General features: G+C 77.0%; 2 protein-coding genes. Both read left to right on the top strand.

All coding sequences use genetic code 11. The annotated features are described in order from the left end of the window. Nucleotides 1–151 precede the first annotated feature (151 nt). Complete coding sequence (locus tag KPL59_RS00125) at nucleotides 152–18,958, top strand: type I polyketide synthase (protein ID WP_226359525.1); 18,807 nt, start codon at nucleotides 152–154, stop codon at nucleotides 18,956–18,958. Nucleotides 18,959–19,432: 474 nt separating this feature from the next. Continuing rightward, nucleotides 19,433–20,431, top strand: a complete 999-nt coding sequence (locus KPL59_RS00130) for a hypothetical protein (protein WP_226359516.1) — start codon at nucleotides 19,433–19,435, stop codon at nucleotides 20,429–20,431. The last annotated feature ends 17 nt before the right edge of the window (nucleotides 20,432–20,448 follow it).

Raw genomic sequence — 20,448 nt, forward strand, 5'->3', positions numbered from 1 at the left:
ACCTGCCGCGCACGGCGGGCCCCGGCGAGCTCGCGGTCGCGGGACGGCCGGGTGCACGCCGGCGCCTGGTCCGCGTCCCGGGCGGTGCGCCCGGCGGGTCCACCGGGTGGGTCACCGGCGCGACCGTCCTCGCCGACGGGACCGACCCCCGGTGCTGACGGCGCTGGCCGCCGCCGGTGCGCGGGCACTGCTGCTCACCGACGCGCCCGGCACCGGGTTCGACCCCGCCGGGACCGAGGTGACCGTCCTCGGCCACAGCGACGGTGTGCCCGCGGAGGTCACCGCCGTCGTGCACGGCGGGGGACCGGACGCCCGCTGGACCCCCGCCGAGCTCGACGCGCTCGTCGCGGACCACGAGCTGACCGCGTTCGTGATGCTGGGCTCGGTCGCCGGCACCTGGCACGTCCGCGGCCGGGCCGACGAGGCCGCCGCCGGGGCCCGCGCCGCCGGGCTGGCCCGCGCCCGCCGGGCGCGCGACCTGCCCGCCACCGCCGTCGCGTTCGGGCCGTGGACGGGCTCGTCGACGGCCGACGTGGCCGCGCACCTGCGGCTGCACGGGCTGCCCGAGCTGGAGCCGGACACCGCGCTCGCCGCGCTGGCGGCCGCCGTCGCCGGCGGCGGACCGGAGGAGGTCGTCGCCGACGTGGCCTGGGAGCTGCTCGCGCCGACCCTGGCCCAGGGCGGACCGGACGGGCTGCTGGCCCTGCTGCCCGAGGCCGCGCCCGCCGACCGGCCGGGCGCCGGCGACGACGGTGCGCTGCGGGCGCGCCTCGCCGAGCTCCCCGAGGGCGCCCGGGCCGCGGAGCTGACCGAGATGGTGTGCGCCGTCGCCGCCCGCGTGCTGGGCCACGACGACCCGGCCGCGGTCGACCGTGACGTCCCGTTCCGGGACCTGGGCGTCGACTCGCTCACCGCCGTCGACCTGCGGGACCGGCTCGGCGCAGCGACCGGGCTGGCACTGCCCGCGTCGCTCGTGTTCGACCACCCGACCCCGGCCGAGCTGGCGCGGCACCTGCTCGCGGAGCTCGGCGGTGCGACCGTCGCCGCCGCGGCGGCGCCCGCACCGGCCGCCGCGGCGGCGGGGGAGCCGATCGCGATCGTCGGCATGGCCTGCCGGTACCCGGGCGGGGTCACCTCGCCGGAGGACCTGTGGGAGCTCGTGCGCGACGGCGTCGACGCGACCGGCGACATGCCCACCGACCGCGGCTGGGACCTGGACGGTCTCGCCAGTGTCACCCGCCGCGGCGGGTTCCTGCACGACGTCGCCGGGTTCGACGCGGACTTCTTCTCCGTCTCCCCGCGCGAGGCCGTGGTGATGGACCCGCAGCAGCGGATCGTGCTCGAGACCTGCTGGGAGGCCCTGGAACGGGCCGGCATCGACCCGTCGGTGCTGCGCGGCTCCGACACCGGCGTGTTCATCGGCGGCGGCAGCGGCGAGTACCGCGTCTCCGCCGACACCTACGGCCAGGAGTGGCAGACCGCGCAGTCGGCGAGCCTGCTGTCCGGGCGGGTCGCCTACACCCTGGGCCTGCAGGGTCCGACGGTGTCGGTGGACACCGCCTGCTCGTCGTCGCTGGTCTCGCTGCACCTCGCGGCACAGGCCCTGCGGACCGGCGAGTGCACCGCGGCGCTGGCCGGTGGTGTCACCGTGATGTCGACCCCGGTCGGGTTCGTCGAGTTCAGCACCCAGGGCGCGTTGTCCCCGGACGGGCGCTGCAAGCCCTTCGCCGAGGAGGCCGACGGCACCGCCTGGGCCGAGGGCGCCGGTGTGCTGGTGCTCGAGCGGCTGTCGGACGCACGCCGGCTCGGGCACCGTGTGCTCGGCCTCGTCCGCGGCTCGGCGATCAACTCCGACGGCGCCTCGAACGGGCTCACCGCCCCCAGCGGACCCGCCCAGCAGCGCGTGATCACCCGCGCGCTGGCCGCGGCCGGGCTCGCCGCGCACGAGGTCGACGTCGTGGAGACCCACGGCACCGGCACCCGGCTCGGCGACCCGATCGAGGCCCAGGCGCTGCTGGCCACCTACGGCCGCGAGCGCGAGCATCCCCTGCTGCTCGGCGCGGTGAAATCCCACCTGGGCCACACCCAGGCGGCCTCCGGCGTCGCCGGGGTGATCGCGACGGTCATGGCGATGCAGCACGGCACCGTGCCCGGCTCGCTGCACGCGGACACCCCGACCTCGCGGGTGGACTGGTCCTCCGGCGCGGTCCGGCTGGTGCCCGCTCCGCAGGCATGGCCGGAGACCGGCCGCCCCCGCCGGGCCGCGGTCTCCTCGTTCGGCGCCAGCGGCACCAACGCCCACGTCGTGCTGGAACAGGCCGAGCCACAGCCTCCCGCACCCGCCCCGGAGGCGCCGGTGGCCCGCACCCTGCTCCCGGTGCCGGTCTCGGCCCGCACACCCGCGGCGCTGCGGGCCCGCGCGTCCGCGCTGCGCGCCGTCGCCGCCCACGACGGCGCCGTCCCGGCCGACATCGCGTTCTCCGCCGCGACCGGGCGGGCCGCGTTCGAGCACCGCGCGGTGGTGCTCGCCGCCGACCGCGGGGCACTGCTCGCCGGCCTCGACGCGCTGGCCACCGGGTCCCCGGCCCGGCACCTCGTGTCCGGCGAGGTCACCCGCACCGGCCGGCTCGCGATGGTCTTCCCCGGCCAGGGCGCGCTGCGCCCCGGCGCCGGACGCGAGCTGCACGCCCGGTTCGAGGTCTTCGCCGACGCGTTCGACGCGGTCCTCGACCGGATGCCCGACGGCGTCCGCGACGCCCTCTGGGGCGACGACCCGGACGCGCTCGCCGAGACCGGCGTCGCCCAGCCCGCGCTGTTCGCGGTCGGGGTGGCGCTGTACCGGCTGGTCGAGTCCTGGGGGGTCATCCCGGACCTGCTGGCCGGGCACTCGGTCGGCGAGCTCGTCGCCGCCCACGTGGCCGGCGTGCTCGACCTCGACGACGCCTGCACCCTGGTCTCGGCCCGGGCGCGGCTCATGCAGGCACTGCCCCGCGGCGGCACGATGGTCGCGGTCCGCGCCGGCGAGGACGAGGTGCGCGCGCACCTCACCGGTGACCCGGCGGACACCGTCGCGGTCGCCGCGGTCAACGGTCCGGAGTCGGTCGTGCTGGCCGGCCCCCGGGAGGCGGTCCTCGCCGTCGCCGGCCGCTGGCGGCACCGCGAGCTGGTCGTGTCCCACGCGTTCCACTCGGCGCTGATGGACCCGGTGCTCGAGGAGTTCGGCGCCGTCGCCGCGTCGCTGACCTGGAACCGGCCCCGCATCCCGGTCGTCACCGCCGACGGCACCGGGACCGGGCCGGTGCACACCCCCGCCCACTGGGTGGCCCACGTCCGCGACACCGTCCGGTTCGCCGACGCCGCCGCGACCCTCGCCGCGCGCGGTGCCCGCACCGTGCTCGAGCTCGGGCCGGACGCGTCGCTGTCGTCGCTGATCGGCGAGCTCGGCACCGGCGCGGCCACCGACCCGGTCGCGGTCCCGGCGCTGCGCCGCGACCACGACGAGGAGGAATCCCTGCTCGGCGCGCTCGCCCGGCTGCACGTGCGCGGCGCCGCCGTCGACTGGGCCGGTGTCTTCGCCGGGGTCCCGGCCCGGCGCGTCGACCTGCCCACCTACCCGTTCCAGCGCGAGCGCTACTGGAGCACCACCGCGGCGACCCCGGCATCGGCCGCCCGGCCCGGCCCGGACGACGGCGCCGGGGACGAGCTGTGGGACCTGCTCTCCGGCGACCACGCCACGGACGAGCTCGACGTCGACGCCGACGCCCTCGCCGAGGTCCTGCCCGGCCTGCTGGGCTGGCGGGAACGCCGCCGGGAGGCCGACGCGCTCGACGCGGTCCGGCACCGGATCGGCTGGCGGCCGGTGACCGGCCGCGACCCGGTCCCCGGCGGGCCCTGGCTCGTCGTCGGGGACCCCGCGGGCCCGGACGCCGGGATGGTCGCGGACCTGGCCGCGGCCACCGGGATCGAGCCGGTGTGGACCTCGGTCACCGCGGACGCGGACCGCACCGAGGTGGCCCGGCTGGTCGCCGCGACCGGAGCCGCGACCGAGGCCGCGACCCTGCACGGTGTCCTCGCCCTGCCCGGCCCGGCCGACCCGCACGGTGGGCCGGCCGCGGCCGCCCGGGTCACGACGCTGCTGCAGGGGCTGGGCGACGCCGGGGTCACCGCACCGCTGTGGGTGCTGACCCGCGGCGCGGTCTCGGTCGCCGCCGACGACCCGGTCGGGGACGACCTCGGTGCCGCCGCCGTCTGGGGCCTGGGCCGGGTCGCGGCCATGGAGTACCCGGACCGGTGGGGCGGCCTGGTCGACCTCGGGCCCGCCACCGACGCCCGGACCGTGCGCGGCCTCGCCGCCGCGCTCACCGGCCGGGACGGCGAGGACCAGCTCGCGGTCCGCCCGCACGGCCTGTACGGGCGGCGGCTGCTGCCCGCACCCGCGCCGCGTCCCGCCACGACGTGGGAGCCGCGGGGGACCGTGCTGGTCACCGGCGGGACCGGCGCACTGGGTGGGCACGTGGCCCGCGACCTGGCCCGGGCCGGTGCCCGCCGGCTGGTGCTGCTGAGCCGCCGCGGCCCGGACGCCCCGGGCGCCGCGGAGCTGACCGCGGAGCTGGCCGGGCTCGGCGCGCACGCCGAGGTCGTCGCCGGCGACGCGGCGGACCGCGACCGGCTGGCCGCGGTGCTCGCCGCGATCCCGGACGAGCACCCGCTCACCGGGGTCGTCCACGCCTCCGGTGTGCTCGACGACGGCGTCCTCGACCGGCTCACCCCCGACCGGTTCACCGAGGTGTTCCACGCCAAGGTCGCCCCGGCGCTGCTGCTCGACGAGCTCACCGGCGACCTGGACGCCTTCGTGCTGTTCTCCTCGGCGTCCTCGGCGGTCGGGAACCCCGGCCAGGCCAACTACGCCGCGGCCAACGCGGTGCTCGACGCGCTCGCCGCCCGCAGGCGGGCCCGCGGCGCCGCGGGCACCTCGATCGCCTGGGGTGCCTGGGCGGGCGGGGGCATGGCGCAGGGCGCCGACGCGACCGAGCACGCCCGCCGGGCCGGGCTCGGTGCGCTCGACCCCGGCCGGGCCTGCACCGTGCTGCGCCAGCTCGTCGCCGAGGGCGCCGACAACGCGGTCGTCGTCGCGGTGGAGGGGCCGGCGGCGCCCGGCCCCCGGGCCACGGCGCTGCTGCGGGACATGCCCGGCGCCGACACGGCCCCCGGGCGCGGCACGGGCCCGGGAGCCCCGCCGGTGGACGCGCTGCGCGAGCAGGTGCTGGCGCTGCCCGCGGCGGCCCGGCTCGACGCGGTGCTCCGGACGGTCCGCGAGATCGCGGCCGGCGTGCTCGGCCGCGACGACGCCGACGGGGTCGGCGCCGACCGGCCCTTCCGGGACCTCGGCTTCGACTCGCTGGCCACCGTCGAGATGCGCAACCGGCTCTCGGCGGCGACCGGCCTGACGCTGCCCGCGACGCTGGTGTTCGACCACCCGACACCGCAGGCACTCGCCGAGCACGTGCTCGCCGGACTGACCGGCGACACGTCCGGCACCGCGGTGCCGGGCGCCGACGGCGCGGCCGAGACGGCGGTGCGGGCCGCCCTCACCGGGCTCCCGCTGGAGCGGTTGCGCGACGCCGGGCTGCTCGACGCCCTGCTCGCGCTGGCCGCCGACGGCACGCCCGGTCACGTCGACCCCCGGGCGACGGCGACGGCAACGGCCACCCCCGGGGCCACGGCAACGGCCATGGCAACGGCAGTGGCAACGGCGATGGCAACGGCCACACCCCGACCGGGGCCGACGGCTCCGGAACCGACCCCGAGATCGACTCGATGTCCGTGGACGACCTGGTACGGGCCGCACTCGACGACCTGTCCGACCCGTCGCAGAACTGATGGAGCTGACCTGATGAGCACCCCCTCGGAGAAGGTCGTCGTCGCCCTGCGGGCATCGATCAAGGAGACCGAGCGGCTCCGCCGGCAGAACCGGGACCTGCGGGCGGCGTCGAACGAGCCCGTCGCGATCGTCGCCATGGGCTGCCGCTTCCCGGGCGGTGTCACCGACCCGGACGAGCTCTGGCAGCTCGTCGACTCCGGCCGCGACGCCGTGGGCGGGTTCCCCACCGACCGCAACTGGGACCTCGACGCCCTGCACGCCGGGACCGTCGACGACCGCGGCACCGAGGTCAGCCTGCAGGGCGGGTTCCTCGACGGGGTCGCCGACTTCGACCCCGGCTTCTTCGGGATCTCCCCGCGCGAGGCGGTCACCATGGACCCGCAGCAGCGGTTGCTGCTGGAGCTGGCCTGGGAGACCGTCGAACGCGCCGGGCTGGACCCGTCCACGCTGCGCGGCAGCCGCACCGGCGTCTACGTGGGCACCAACGGCCAGGACTACGCGCACCTGCTCATCCGCTCGATGGACGACGCCACCGGCGACATCGGTACCGGCATCGCCGCCGGCGCCGTCTCCGGGCGGCTGTCCTACGAGCTCGGCCTCGAGGGCCCCACGGTCACCGTGGACACCGCCTGCTCGTCGTCGCTGGTGTCGATGCACCTGGCGGCGCAGGCGCTGCGGGCCGGTGAGTGCGGTCTCGCGCTCGCCGGCGGCGTCAACGTGATGGCCACCCCCGGCTCACTGGTCGAGTTCAGCCGCCAGGGCGGGCTGGCCCGCGACGGACGCTGCCGCTCCTTCTCCGACGACGCCGACGGCACCGGCTGGGCCGAGGGCGCCGGACTCGTCCTGCTGGAGCGGCTGTCCGACGCCGTCGCGCACGGGCACCCGGTGCTCGCGGTGCTGCGCGGGTCCGCGGTCAACTCCGACGGCGCCTCCAACGGCTTCACCGCGCCCAGCGGGCGGGCCCAGCAGCGGGTCATCCGCGCGGCGCTGGAGCGGGCCGGTCTCGGGCCGGGCGAGGTCGACGTCGTCGAGGCGCACGGCACCGGCACGGTGCTCGGCGACCCGATCGAGGCCGGCGCGCTGCTGGCCACCTACGGCCGCGACCGCGAGCACCCGCTGCTGCTCGGCTCGGTCAAGTCGAACCTCGGCCACGCCCAGGCCGCGGCCGGGGTCGCCGGCGTGATCAAGATGGTGCAGGCCGTCCGGCACGGCGTCGCCCCGCAGACCCTGCACGTCACCCGGCCCAGCACCCGGGTGGAGTGGACCGAGGGGATCCAGCTGCTCGACCGGGCCCGACCGTGGCCGGAGACCGGGCGGCCCCGGCGCGCCGCCGTCTCCTCGTTCGGGGTGAGCGGCACCAACGCCCACCTCATCCTCGAACAGGCTCCCGAGCCCGAGCCCCCCGCGCAGGACGCACCCCGCCACCCGGACGCGGCCACCCCGCCGTGGCTGCTGTCCGCGCGCAGCTCCGAGGCGCTGGCCGGGCAGGCCCGGCGGCTGCTCGACCACCTCGACGCCCGGCCCGGTGTCCGCCCGCTCGACGTCGCCTGCGCCCTGGCCACCACCCGCACCGCGTTCGAGCACCGGCTCGCCGTCGCCGACCGCGACGCCCTCGCCGCCTGGCTGGACGGCGCCCCCACCCCCGGGACCTGCACCGGCACGGTCACCGGCAGGCCCAGGACGGCGCTGCTGTTCTCCGGGCAGGGCTCGCAGCGTGCCGGAATGGGCTCCGGTCTGGCCCGGCGCTTCCCCGTCTTCGCCGACGCCCTCGCCGAGGTGCTCGACGAGCTCGGCCTGCCCGCCGACGCCCTGGACACCGTCTCCGACGACACCGGGTCGGCGCAGCCCGCGCTGTTCGCCTTCCACGTGGCCCTGTACCGGCTGCTGGGCTCGCTCGGTGTCGTCCCGGACATGGTCGGTGGGCACTCGGTCGGCGAGATCGCCGCCGCACACGTCGCGGGGGTGTTCCCGCTCGCCGATGCCTGCCGGCTGGTCTCCGCCCGCGCCGCGCTGATGGCCGCGCTCCCGCGCGGCGGCGCCATGATCGCGGTCGAGGCCACCGAGGACCAGGTGCGACCGCTGCTGACCCCCGGGGTGGCGATCGCCGCGGTGAACGGCCCGTCCGCGGTCGTGCTGTCCGGCGCGGAGGACGAGGTCGTCGCGATCGCGGGCGGGTTCCGGCACACCCGCCTGCCGGTCTCGCACGCGTTCCACTCGCCCCTGATGGACCCGGTCCTCGACCGGTTCCGGTCGGTCGCCGAGAGCCTGACCTACCGGCGGCCGTCGCTGCCGGTGGTGTCCAACCTGACCGGTGGCCTCGTCGGCGACGAGCTGTGCGACCCGCAGTACTGGGTGCGGCACCTGCGCGGCACCGTCCGCTTCGCCGACGGACTGGCCGCGCTCGCCGCGGCCGGGGCCGGGGTGTTCGTCGAGGCCGGGCCGAGCGGTGCGCTCACCGCGAGCGCCGCGGGCACCGCCGAGCTGGTGCCCACCCTGCGCCGCACCGGCGCCGAGGAGCCCGCGCTGCTGGCCGCCCTGGGCCGGCTGCACACCGCCGGGGTCCCCGTCGACTGGGCGGCGGTCCACGAGGGCACCGGCGCCCGGCCGGTCGACCTCCCGGTCTACGCGTTCGCGCACAGCCGGTTCTGGCCCGAGGTGTCGGTGCGGGTCGCCGACGCCGCCGGCCTCGGCGTGTCCCCGGCCGGGCACCCGCTGCTGGGGGCGGTCACCACCGTCGCCGGGTCCGACGAGGTGCTGCTCACCGGGTCGTTGTCGACCGCCACCCACCCGTGGCTGGCCTCGGCCGACGGTCCCGGGCTGCTCCCCGCCACCGCCGTGCTGGAGCTCGCGCTGCACGCCGCGCACACCGTCGGGGCCGCCGGCGTGGCGGAGCTGACCGTCGACCCGCCGCTGCACCTGCCCGCGGGCACCGCGATGCGGCTGCAGCTGCGCGTCGGCCCGCCGGACGCCGACGGGCACCGCCCGCTGCACCTGCACGCCCGCCCGGACGACGGCACCGAGGGCCCCTGGACCCGGCACGCCACCGGCACCCTCGCCGCGCCCGGAACCACCGGCCCGGCCGCGACCACCGACACCGCGTGGCCTCCGGCCGGTACCGTCGTCACCGACCTCGCCCCGGGCATCGACGAGCTCGCCGCGGCCGGGCTGCCCGCCGCACCCGTCTTCGCCGGTGTGCGGTCGGTCTGGCGCCGCGACGACGACCTGTTCGCCGAGGTCGCGCTGCCCGAGCAGGACGGCGACGCCTGGGGCCTGCACCCGGCGCTGCTGGAGGCCGCGCTGCACCCGGTCGTCCTCGACGGCCCCACCGCGCTGGCCCCCGTCACCTGGCGGGACGTGCGGCTGCACGCCGCGGGCGCGTCGGTGCTGCGGGTCCGCATCACTCGGGACCGCACCGCCGGCGCCGCCGGCACCGACGGCACCGCCACAGCCGCCACCGCGGTACGGCTGACCGCCACCGACGTCACCGGCGCGGCGGTGCTCACCACCGGCCCGGTGACGCTGGGCCCGGCGCCGCGCCCGGACTCCGCGACCACCGCCGCGCACGACGCGGCGGGGCTGCTGCTGCGCACCGACTGGGTGCCGGTCGAGCTCCCCGCCGCCGGCCCGACGGTGCCCGATCCCACGGTGCTCGATCCCACGGTGCTCGATCCCACCGTGCTCGACCTCACCGGCGACCCCTCTGCCGGCGCCGCCGGGGTGCACGCGCTCACCGCGCGGGCGCTGGCGGCGGTCCAGGCCCACCTCGCCGCGGACGGCGACGACACCCGCGCCGGCGGGGGAGCCCTGCTGGTCCGCACCCACGGTGCCACCGGCGGCGACGACCCGGCCGCCGCAGCTGCCTGCGGACTCCTGCGCTCGGCCCAGACCGAGAACCCCGGCCGCATCCTGCTCGTCGACACCGACGACAGCCCCGCCTCCGCCGCGCTGCTCCCGCGGCTGCCCGCGCTGCTCGCGGCGGGGGAGACAGCCGTCGCCGTCCGGGACGGGGCCGTCCGCGCCCCGCGGCTGGTCCCCGCACCCGCTCCCGCGGGCTCCGGCAGCGGACGGCCGTGGGACCCCGAGGGCACCGTCCTGCTGACCGTCGGCACCGGCGGGCTCGGCGCCGAGCTCGCCCGTCACCTCGTCGCGGGCGGGGCCCGCCACCTCACCCTGCTCAGCCGCCGCGGGGCCGGGGCCCCCGGCGCCGCCGACCTCGTCACCGAGCTGGAGCAGGCGGGCGTGCGGATCGTCGTGCACGCGTGCGACGTCGCCGACCGGGCCGCGCTCGCCGCGGTCATCGGCGGGCTGGAGCGCCCTCTCACGGCGGTGGTGCACGCCGCGGGCGTCCTCGACGACGGTGTCGTCGCCGCCCTCACCCCGGAGCGCCTCGACGCGGCGCTCGCCCCCAAGGTCGACGCCGCCTGGCACCTGCACGAGCTCACCGCCGACCTCGACCCGGCCGCGTTCGTGCTCTACTCCTCGGTCTCGGGCATGCTCGGCGCCCCCGGCCAGGGCAACTACGCCGCCGCCAACAGCGCCCTCGACGCGCTCGCCGCGCACCGCCGCGGACACGGCCTGCCCGCCGTCTCACTGGCCTGGGGAGCCTGGGCGCAGGACGCGGGCATGACCGCCACACTCGCCGACACCCGCCGGATCACCGCGGCCGGCGCCCCGATGCTGAGCGTCGAACAGGGCCTCGCCGCGTTCGACGCGGCCCTGCGCCTCGACGAGCCGGTCCTCGCGGTCCTGCCGCGCGCCCTCGCCGCGCCGGCACCGACCGGGGCGGTGCCCGCGCTGCTGCGCGGGCTCGCCGGGACCGGACGCCGCCGCGCCGCCGACGGCCGCGGCGGCACCGCGCACGACTGGGCCGACCGGCTCGCCGGACTCGATCCCGAGGACCGGGCCGACCGGCTCACCGCGCTGGTCCGCGCCGCCGCCGCGGCGGTCCTGGGCTACGACTCGCCCGCCGCGATCACCGACGACGCCGAGTTCCGCCGCCTGGGCGTCGACTCGCTCACCGCGCTGGAGCTGCGCAACCACCTCGCCGCCGCGACCGGGCTGACCCTGCCCGCGACGCTGGTGTTCGACCACCCGACCCCACGTGCGGTCGCCGCGCTGCTGCTCGAGGAGATCCTCGGCGCCACCTCCGTCACGCCAGCCGCGGTCACCCGTACCGCGGACGGTGCGGACCCAATCGTCGTCGTCGGGATGGGCTGCCGTTTCCCCGGCGGCGTGCGTTCGCCCGAGGAGCTGTGGGAGCTGCTCGCACAGGGCCGCGACGTCGTCACCGGGTTCCCCACCGACCGCGGGTGGGCCAACGGCCCGCTGGCCGGGGTCGAGGGCCGTGGTGGGTTCCTCGACTGCGCCACCACCTTCGACCCCGCGGTGTTCGGGATCTCCCCGCGCGAGGCGACCGCGATGGACCCGCAGCAGCGCCAGCTGCTGGAGGTCACCTGGGAGTCCCTGGAGCGGGCCGGCATCGACGCGGCCTCACTGCGCGGCAGCGCCACCGGGGTCTGGGTCGGCACCAACGGCCAGGACTACACGCACCTGGTCGTGCAGTCCGACCAGGACGTCGAGGGACACGCCAGCACCGGGCTGGCCGCCGCGGTCATGTCCGGGCGGCTGTCGTACACCTTCGGCCTGGAGGGGCCCTCGCTGACCGTCGACACGGCTTGCTCGTCGTCGCTGGTCGCGCTGCACCTCGCCGTCCGGTCGCTGCGCAGCGGCGAGACCTCCCTCGCCCTCGTCGGCGGCGTCACCGTGATGTCGACGCCGATGAACTTCGTCGGGTTCGACGCCCAGGGCGGGCTGTCCCCGGACGGTCGCTGCCGCGCCTTCTCCGACGACGCGTCCGGCACCGGCTGGTCCGAGGGTGCGGGCATGCTGGTCCTGGAGCGGCTGTCCGACGCCCGCGCGCACGGACATCCGGTGCTCGCCGTGCTGCGCGGGACCGCGCTCAACTCCGACGGCGCCTCCAACGGGCTCACCGCCCCCAACAGGCCCGCCCAGCAGCGCGTCATCCGCGCCGCCCTGGCCGACGCCGGGCTCGCCCCGGCCGAGGTCGACGCCGTCGAGGCACACGGCACCGGGACGGTGCTCGGGGACCCGATCGAGGCCCAGGCCCTGATCGCCACCTACGGTCGGGACCGCGAGCACCCGCTGCTGCTCGGCACCGTGAAGTCCAACCTCGGCCACACCCAGGGCGCCGCCGGCGTCGCCGGGATGATCAAGTCGGTGCTGGCGCTGCAGCACGCCGAGCTTCCCGCCACCCTGCACGTCGCCGCGCCCACCGGGCACGTCGACTGGGCCGACGGCGCGGTGTCGCTGCTCACCGGACACACGCCGTGGCCCTCGACCGGGCGTCCGCGCCGGATCGGCGTCTCCTCCTTCGGGCTGTCCGGGACCAACGCGCACGTCCTGGTCGAGCAGGCCCCGCCGGAGACGCTGCCGGAGACACCGCCCGAGGTGGCGCCCGCCCCCGACGTGGTGCCCGCGGTCGTGCCGTGGCCGCTGTCGGCCGTCGACGACGAGACCCTCGACGCGCTCGCCGCCCGGGTGACCGCCGCGGGCACCGACCCGCTGGACACCGGCCTGACCCTCGCCACCCGCCGCACCCGCCTGGACCGGCGCGCCGTGCTGCTGGCCGGCCGCGACGGGGCGGCCGCACCCGTCGAGGTCGCCCGCGGCACCGCGGGCGGCGGGCGCCCGGCGCTGCTGTTCTCCGGGCAGGGCGCCCAGCGGGCCGGGATGGGTCGCGAGCTCCACGCCCGCTTCCCGGTGTTCGCCGCGGCCCTCGACGAGGCCCTGGCGGTCCTCGACCCCCGGGTGCGCGAGGTCATGTGGGGCACCGACGCCGACGCACTGGCCGACACCGCGGTCACCCAGCCGGCGCTGTTCGCGGTGGAGACCGCGCTGTACCGGCAGCTGGAGTCCTTCGGGGTCCGCCCGGTCGCCGTCGGCGGCCACTCGGTCGGCGAGATCACCGCGGCCCACGTCGCGGGTGTGCTCTCGCTCGCCGACGCCGCCGCCCTGGTCACCGCCCGCGCCACGCTCATGGCGGAGCTGCCCGCGGGGGGCGTGATGGTGGCGCTGCGGGTCACCGAGGACGCCGCCCGGGCCGCGCTGGCGGCCGAGGGGACCGCACTCGCCGACGTCGCCGCCGTGAACGGACCTCGTTCGGTGGTGCTCTCCGGCGAGGCCGCCGCCGTCGAGGCGGTCCGCGCCCGGCTCGGCGTCGAGGGCACCCGGCTGCCGGTGTCGCACGCGTTCCACTCGCCGCTGGTCGAGCCGGTGCTGGAGCGGTTCGCCGGTGTCGTCGCCGGGCTGCGCCTGTCCGCGCCGCGGATCCCGGTGCTGTCCGGGACCGCCGGTGCCCTCGCCGGGGACGAGATCACCGACCCCGCGTACTGGGTGCGGCACGTGCGGGCCACGGTGCGGTTCGCCGACGTCGTCGACGCCGCGCGCGCCGCCGGGGCGGACACGCTGCTGGAGGTCGGTCCGGACGCCGTGCTGGCACCGTTGGCCGACGGGATCGTCCCGACGCTGCGCCGCGACCGGGACGAGGAGACCGCGCTCGCCACCGCGCTCGCCCGGCTCCACGTGGCGGGCGGGCCCGTGCGGTGGGGCCCGTGGTTCGACGGGACCGGGGCCCGGCCGGTGGACCTGCCGGTCTACCCGTTCCGCCGGGACCGGTACTGGCTCGACCCCGCCGCCCGCGCCAGCGGCGCCGACCCGGGGGAGTCCGCGTTCTGGGCCGCTGTCGAGCAGGGCGACCTGGAGTCGCTGGCCGCCACCCTCGACCTGGACGACGACGCGGTCTCCGCGGTCGTCCCGGCGCTGTCGGCCTGGCGCCGCCGCCGCCGCGCCGAGGGCGCCGTCGACGCCGTCCGGTTCCGCGAGACCTGGGAGCCGGTCACCCCCGCCGCCCCCGCGCGACCGGGCCGGGTCCTGCTGGTCGCCCGGACCGCCGACCCCGGCACCGATCCCGACACCGCCGCCGTGGCCGCGGCGCTGCGCGACGCCGGTGCGACGGTGGCCGGGCCGGTCGCCGTCGACGACGTGGCGCTCGCCGACCGCGGCGCGCTGGCCGCCCTGGTCGGCCCGGCCGGGGCCGGCGCGGACCGCCTCGTGTCCCTGCTCGGTCTGCACCCCGACGCGCACACCGCGCTCACCGGCACCCTCACCCTCGTCCAGGCCCTCGGCGACGCCGGTGTCGACGCGCCGCTGTGGACACTCACCCGCGGCGCCGTCGGCACCGGTGGCGCCGACCCCGCTCCGGTCCCGGAGCGCGCCGCGCTCTGGGGGCTCGGCCGGGTCGCGGCGCTCGAGCACCCCACCCGCTGGGCCGGGCTCGCCGACCTGCCCGCCGACCTCGACGGCCGGGCCGCCCGCCGGCTCGTCGCCGTCCTCACCGGTGCGGGTGAGGAGGACCAGGTCGCGGTGCGCGACAACGGCGTGCTGGGGCGGCGGCTGGTCACCTACCCGGTCGGCGCCACCGCCGAGGCCCCGGCTCCCGGCTGCGTCCTGGTCACCGGCGGCACCGGTGCGCTCGGCGCGCATGTGGCCCGTGACCTCGCCCGTCGCGGCACCCGCCGGCTGGTGCTGCTGGGCCGCCGCGGCCCCGACGCCGCCGGAGCGGCCGAGCTGTCCGCCGAGCTGACCGCGCTCGGCGCCGAGCCGGTCTTGGTCGCCGCCGACGTCACCGACCGCGACGCACTGGCCCGCGTGCTCGACGCACACCCCGTCGACGGCGTCGTGCACGCCGCGGGTGTCCTCGACGACGGCGCGCTCGACTCCCTGACCCCGGACCGGTTCGACACGGTGTGGCGGACCAAGGTCACCGCCGCGCGGCTGCTCGACGAGCTGACCCGGGACCACCCGGTCGCGCTGTTCGTCCTGTTCTCCTCGGTCGCCGGCGCGGTCGGCAACCCCGGCCAGGGCAACTACGCCGCAGCCAACGCCGCCCTGGACGCGCTCGCGGCGGCCCGCCGCGCCGACGGCCTGCCGGCGGTGTCGGTGGCCTGGGGGGCATGGGCCGGCGACGGCATGGCCGCCGGCGACGACGCGGACCGGGCCCGTCGCCGCTCCGGCTCCACCGCGCTCGACCCGGCGCTGGCCCTGTCCGCGCTGTGGCGCTCGGCCGACGGCCCGGCCGCCGCCCCGGTGGTCGCCGAGCTGGCCCGCCCGCAGCTGCTCACCTCGCTGCTGTCGCTGCGCCCGTCGCCGCTGCTGTCGGCGCTGCCCGGCGCCCGGGCCGCCGCGGACGCGGCCGCCGCGGCCCGCCGGGACACCGAGCGGGCCGGCGGGGAGATGCGCGCCCGGCTGTCCGGGCTGCGCGGCACCGACCGGATCGAGCCGGTCCTGGACCTGGTGCGCGCCACCGCCGCCGCCGTGCTCGGCCACACCGGGACCGACCGGATCCCCGCCGAGCGCCCGTTCCGTGACCTCGGGATCGACTCGCTCACCGCGGTGGAGCTGCGCGACCGGCTCGCCGCCGTCACCGGGCTCGCCGTGCCCGCCGCGCTGGTGTTCGACCACCCCACCCCGCGGGCGGTGGCCCGGCACCTGCTCGACGAGCTCGACCCGGCCGGTGACGCTGCCGATGACGCCGCGGCCCCGACCACGTCCGTGGCCGGCCCGGACGACCGGAACGACCCGGTCGTCGTCGTCGGCGCGGCCTGCCGGTTCCCCGGCGGCATCGCCTCGCCCGAGGACCTCTGGACCGTCCTCACCGAGGGCCGCGACGTGATCGGCCCGTTCCCCACCGACCGCGGCTGGGACCTCGCGGCGCTGGCCGGCGACGGCCCCGGCGCCAGCGCGACCGCCCGGGGCGGGTTCCTCGACGGCGTCGCCGACTTCGACGCCGCGTTCTTCGACATCTCCCCGCGCGAGGCGCTCGCCATGGACCCCCAGCAGCGGCTGCTGCTGGAGACGTCCTGGGAGTCCCTGGAGCGCTCCGGCACCGAACCGACGAGCCTGCGCGGATCCCGGACCGGGGTGTTCGTGGGCACCAACGGGCAGGACTACCAGCGCGTCGTCCTCGGCTCCCGAGAGGACCTGGAGGGCCACGCCGGCACCGGGCTGGCCGCCAGCGTCATCTCCGGGCGCCTGTCCTACGCGCTCGGGCTGGAGGGGCCCGCCGTCACCGTCGACACCGCGTGCTCCTCGGCGCTGGTCGCGCTGCACCTCGCCGCCCAGGCGCTGCGGGCCGGCGAGTGCGACCGTGCCCTGGTCGGCGGGGTCACCGTGATGGCCACCCCGACCTCGTTCGGCGGGTTCTCCCGGCAGGGCGGGCTCGCCGCCGACGGCCGCGTGAAGGCCTTCTCCGACGACGCCGACGGCACCGCCTGGTCCGAGGGCGCGGCCGTGGTCGTCGTGGAGCGGCTCTCCGAGGCCCGCCGGCACGGCCATCCCGTGCTCGCGGTGCTCCGCGGCTCGGCGGTCAACTCCGACGGCGCCTCCAACGGGCTCACCGCCCCGAACGGGCCGTCCCAGCAGCGGGTCATCCGGGCCGCGCTCGCCGCGGCCGGGCTCGACGCCGCCGACGTCGACGTCGTCGAGGCGCACGGCACCGGCACCGCACTCGGCGACCCGATCGAGGCGCAGGCACTGCTGGCCACCTACGGCCGCGCCGACCGCGACGCGCCGTTGCGGCTCGGCTCGGTGAAGTCGAACATGGGCCACACCCAGGCCGCCGCCGGCATGGCCGGGCTGCTCAAGATCGTCCTCGCGATGCGGCACGGGGAGCTGCCCCGCACCCTGCACGTCGAGCGACCCACCGGCCGGGTGGACTGGGCCGACCGGATCGCGCTGCTCACCGAGCCGCGCCCGTGGCCAGCCGGCGGACGCACCCGCCGCGCCGGGCTCTCCTCGTTCGGCATCAGCGGCACCAACGCCCACGTGGTGCTGGAGGAGCCGCCGCCCGGGGAACCGGCTCCGGCCCGCCCCGGGCCGGAGGACGCGCTCGTCCCGTGGCCGGTCTCCGCCCGCAGCGCGCGCTCCCTGCAGGAGCGGGTCGCGCAGCTGCACGCCCTCGACCCGGCCGGCCCCGGCGCCCGGTCCGACATCGGCGCCGCGCTGGCCGCCACCCGGGCGGTGCACGAGCACCGCGCCGTGTTCGCCGCGGGCCCGGACGGTCTCATCGAGCTGGCCAGCGGCGTCGCCGGGGAGCCGGGCACCGCGGTCCTGTTCTCCGGGCAGGGCAGCGTCCGGCTCGGTGCGGGCCGCGAGCTGCACGCCCGCTTCGACGTCTTCGCCGACGCCTTCGACGCCTGTGCCGCCGAACTGGACCGCCACCTCGACCGGCCGCTGCGCGAGGTGCTCTGGGGCGAGGACCCCGCGCTGCTCGAACGCACCCGCTACGCCCAGCCCGCCCTGTTCGCGGTCGGCGTGGCCTCGTTCCGGCTGGTCACCGCGCTCGGCGTGCGGCCCCGGCACGTCGCGGGGCACTCGGTCGGCGAGATCACCGCCGCCCACGTCGCCGGGATGCTGTCGCTGCCCGACGCCGCCCGCCTGGTCACCGCCCGCGGCGCGCTGATGGACGCGCTGCCCGAGGGTGGCACGATGGTCGCCGTCCGGGCGACCGAGGCCGACGCCCTCGCCGCGCTGCGCGACGGCGTGTCGCTGGCCGCGGTGAACGCGCCCGGCTCCGTGGTGCTGTCCGGGGACGCCGACACCGTGGCCGAGGTCGTCGCCGGGCTGGGGGAGACCACCCCGCTGCGGGTCGGGCACGCCTTCCACTCCGCACGGATGGACCCGGTGCTCGACGACCTCGACGCGGTCGCCGCCGGGCTGGAGCTCACCGAGCCGCGGATCGGTCTGGTGTCCACCCTGACCGGTGGTCCCGCCGGCCCCGACGAGCTCGGCGCGCCCGACCACTGGTCCCGGCACGCCCGCGGGACCGTCCGGTTCTCCGACGCCCTGGCCACGCTGGCCGCCGCGGGAGCCACCGCGTTCCTGGAGCTCGGTCCGGACACCGCGCTGTCCGGGCTGGTCCCCGCGACGGTGCCGGACGCCGTCGCCGTCCCGCTCCTGCGGCGGGACCACGACGAGCTCCGCACCGCCGCGACCGCGCTGGCCCGGCTCCACACCGCCGGCGCCGACGTCGACTGGACCGCCTGGTTCGCCGGGTGCGCCACCCGGCCGGTGGAGCTCCCGACCTACCCGTTCGACCGCGCGCGGTACTGGCCCGCCGCCGCACCCACCGTCCGGCCCGGCGACGTCTCGGGGCTCGGCCTGGAGTCCCCGGGGCACCCGCTGCTCGGGGCGTCGGTCGCGATGGCCGGCTCCGAGGAGGTCGTGCTCACCGGACGGGTGTCGGCCGCGACCCTGCCGTGGCTGGCCGACCACGTCGTCGGCGGGTCGGTGCTGTTCCCCGGCACCGGCTTCCTCGAGCTGGCGCTGCGGGCCGGTGACCTCGTCGGCTGCGAGCGGGTCGGCGAGCTGACCCTCGCCGTGCCGCTGGTCGTCCCGGACGGCGGGGCGGCCGAGATCCAGGTCCGCGTCGGTGCCCCGGACGGCGGACGCCGCCCGCTGTCGGTCTGGGCCCGCGAGGCCGGCTCCGGTGACGACTGGACCGGCCACGCCGAGGGCACCCTGACCCCGCGCACTGGCACCGTCCCCGCACCCGTCGCCACGGCCTGGCCGCCGCCCGGGGCCGAGGAGCTCGACCCCGCCGCGTTCTACGACGGCACCGCCGCCGCAGGCGGCCTGGACTACGGCCCGGCGTTCCGCGGCGTCCGCGCCGCCTGGCGGGACGGCGAGGACGTCCTCGCCGAGATCGAGTCCGACCCCGTCACCGAGGACGCCGCGTTCTACGGGGTGCACCCGGCGCTCGTGTTCCCGAATCATGATGGTCATCACACACGTCTGCCAAAGTCCCAGGTCAGAGCACCCTACCGCACCGGAGAGACCCTGATGACCGAGCCCCTCGTCGGAACCGACACGCTGCCACCGTACGAACCTGACATGTTTGCGACACTGGGTCCCGCGATCGTGAGGTGGTCCCTGGAGAACGGTCTCCGGGTCCTCGACGGCAAGTCTGCGGGCGCTTTGTTCGTACCCACGCGGTCGTAGTACGCGTTCATTTGCCACTGGTACCGGCTACGCGACGACGGAGAGTTCTACTACCGTGGCGGCGCGATTAGGCTCGCGCGCGGCTCGCTGAAGTCTCCGCTGGGAGCCTGGCTCGCGACCGTGGAACTCACGGGGCCCGTGCGATTCAATGGGTTCCAGTCTCGGAACCGCTGCGGTGAGCTCCTGGGTCGACGGCAGTCGATGCCACTGATTCAGATCGCGGCGGTCTCGGAGAGCCAGACTTAGAACACGTTCAACTATGTTGCGGGCTGGAACGCGCGCGGCACAGAACTCGTCAAGAACTACGATCTGGACCCCGGCAAGAAGCACATCTTCTCGCCGGGGGCCCGTAACGTAGCCGGTGGCAAAATCACCGTGGTCTCCTCGCGGGCTGCCACGATTCGCGGCTCTCGCCCGACATTGGTCATCGCGGACGAGTGTTCCGAGTGGACAGTGTCCAACGGTGGTCGACGCTTGTGGGAGACCATTGACGACAACGCGACGAAGGTCGACGGTTCCCGGGTGCTCGCACTCATGAACACATGGTCACCGGGCTCGGGCTCCGTCGCGGAAGACATCTACGATAGCTGGCTTAACGAACGCACTGGTGCTACAGTGAACGAGCGTCCGCTGTTGTATTGGTCGCGGGAGGCATCCGCAGACACCGATTGGTCGGACCCGGCGTCGATCGAACGGACACTGGCATACATTTACGATGAGTGTCCGTGGGTGAACCAGTCGCAGGTTCTGTCAAAGATCATGGCGCCGATGAAACCCGTGGCGAGTTCCATGCGCGAATTCGGGAATCTGATCGTGTCGGACCTGAGTTCATGGGTTTCGAAACAGGACTGGGACGCCAACGCGTGTGACGATCGAATCGTCGATGGCGACGAGATCGTGCTGGCTCTAGACCCGGCGCTCACCGAAGACGCCACGGTCCTTATCGGCTGTCGACTGTCGGACGGGCTCGCACAGCCGCTATTCACGTGGGACCCAGCGACGATGCATCGGGACCTGGACGTGGCGGCGCTCGACGCGGCTGTCGCGGACGCATTCGATCGGTTTCAGGTCCGCGCGTTCGCTGCGGACGTACATCCGTTGGAAGGTCGCGTGTTGGTGGACTGGCCGACCGCGTACGGCGATCGGCTGTGGCTTGATGCGTCGGCGAAGCACCTGATTGGTTTCGACATGCGCGCGTTGAAGCTCGATGTCGCGCGGGCCGCAGAACTCGTCGCAGACGACATCGCGAACAAGTCGTGCCCGCATGTCGGGGACCCGCTGTTGACGACGCATGTGGTCAACGCTCAGCGCCGCCCGTATCGAGAATACGTGTCGCTGGGGCGCGGTCACCGGGACCGTAAGATCGATGGTGCGGTGTCGTTGGTACTCGCACGACTCATGCGCCGATCGGTGTTGGAGTCCGACGCGTACACACGGCGATCTCAGGGCTCAAAGGTAGTGGTGTTTCGGTGATGCCGGATGTGGAGCTG

Origin of the sequence: Pseudonocardia sp. ICBG1142, assembly GCF_020496255.1 — a bacterium.
In the GTDB taxonomy this organism is placed as follows: Bacteria; Actinomycetota; Actinomycetes; order Mycobacteriales; family Pseudonocardiaceae; genus Pseudonocardia.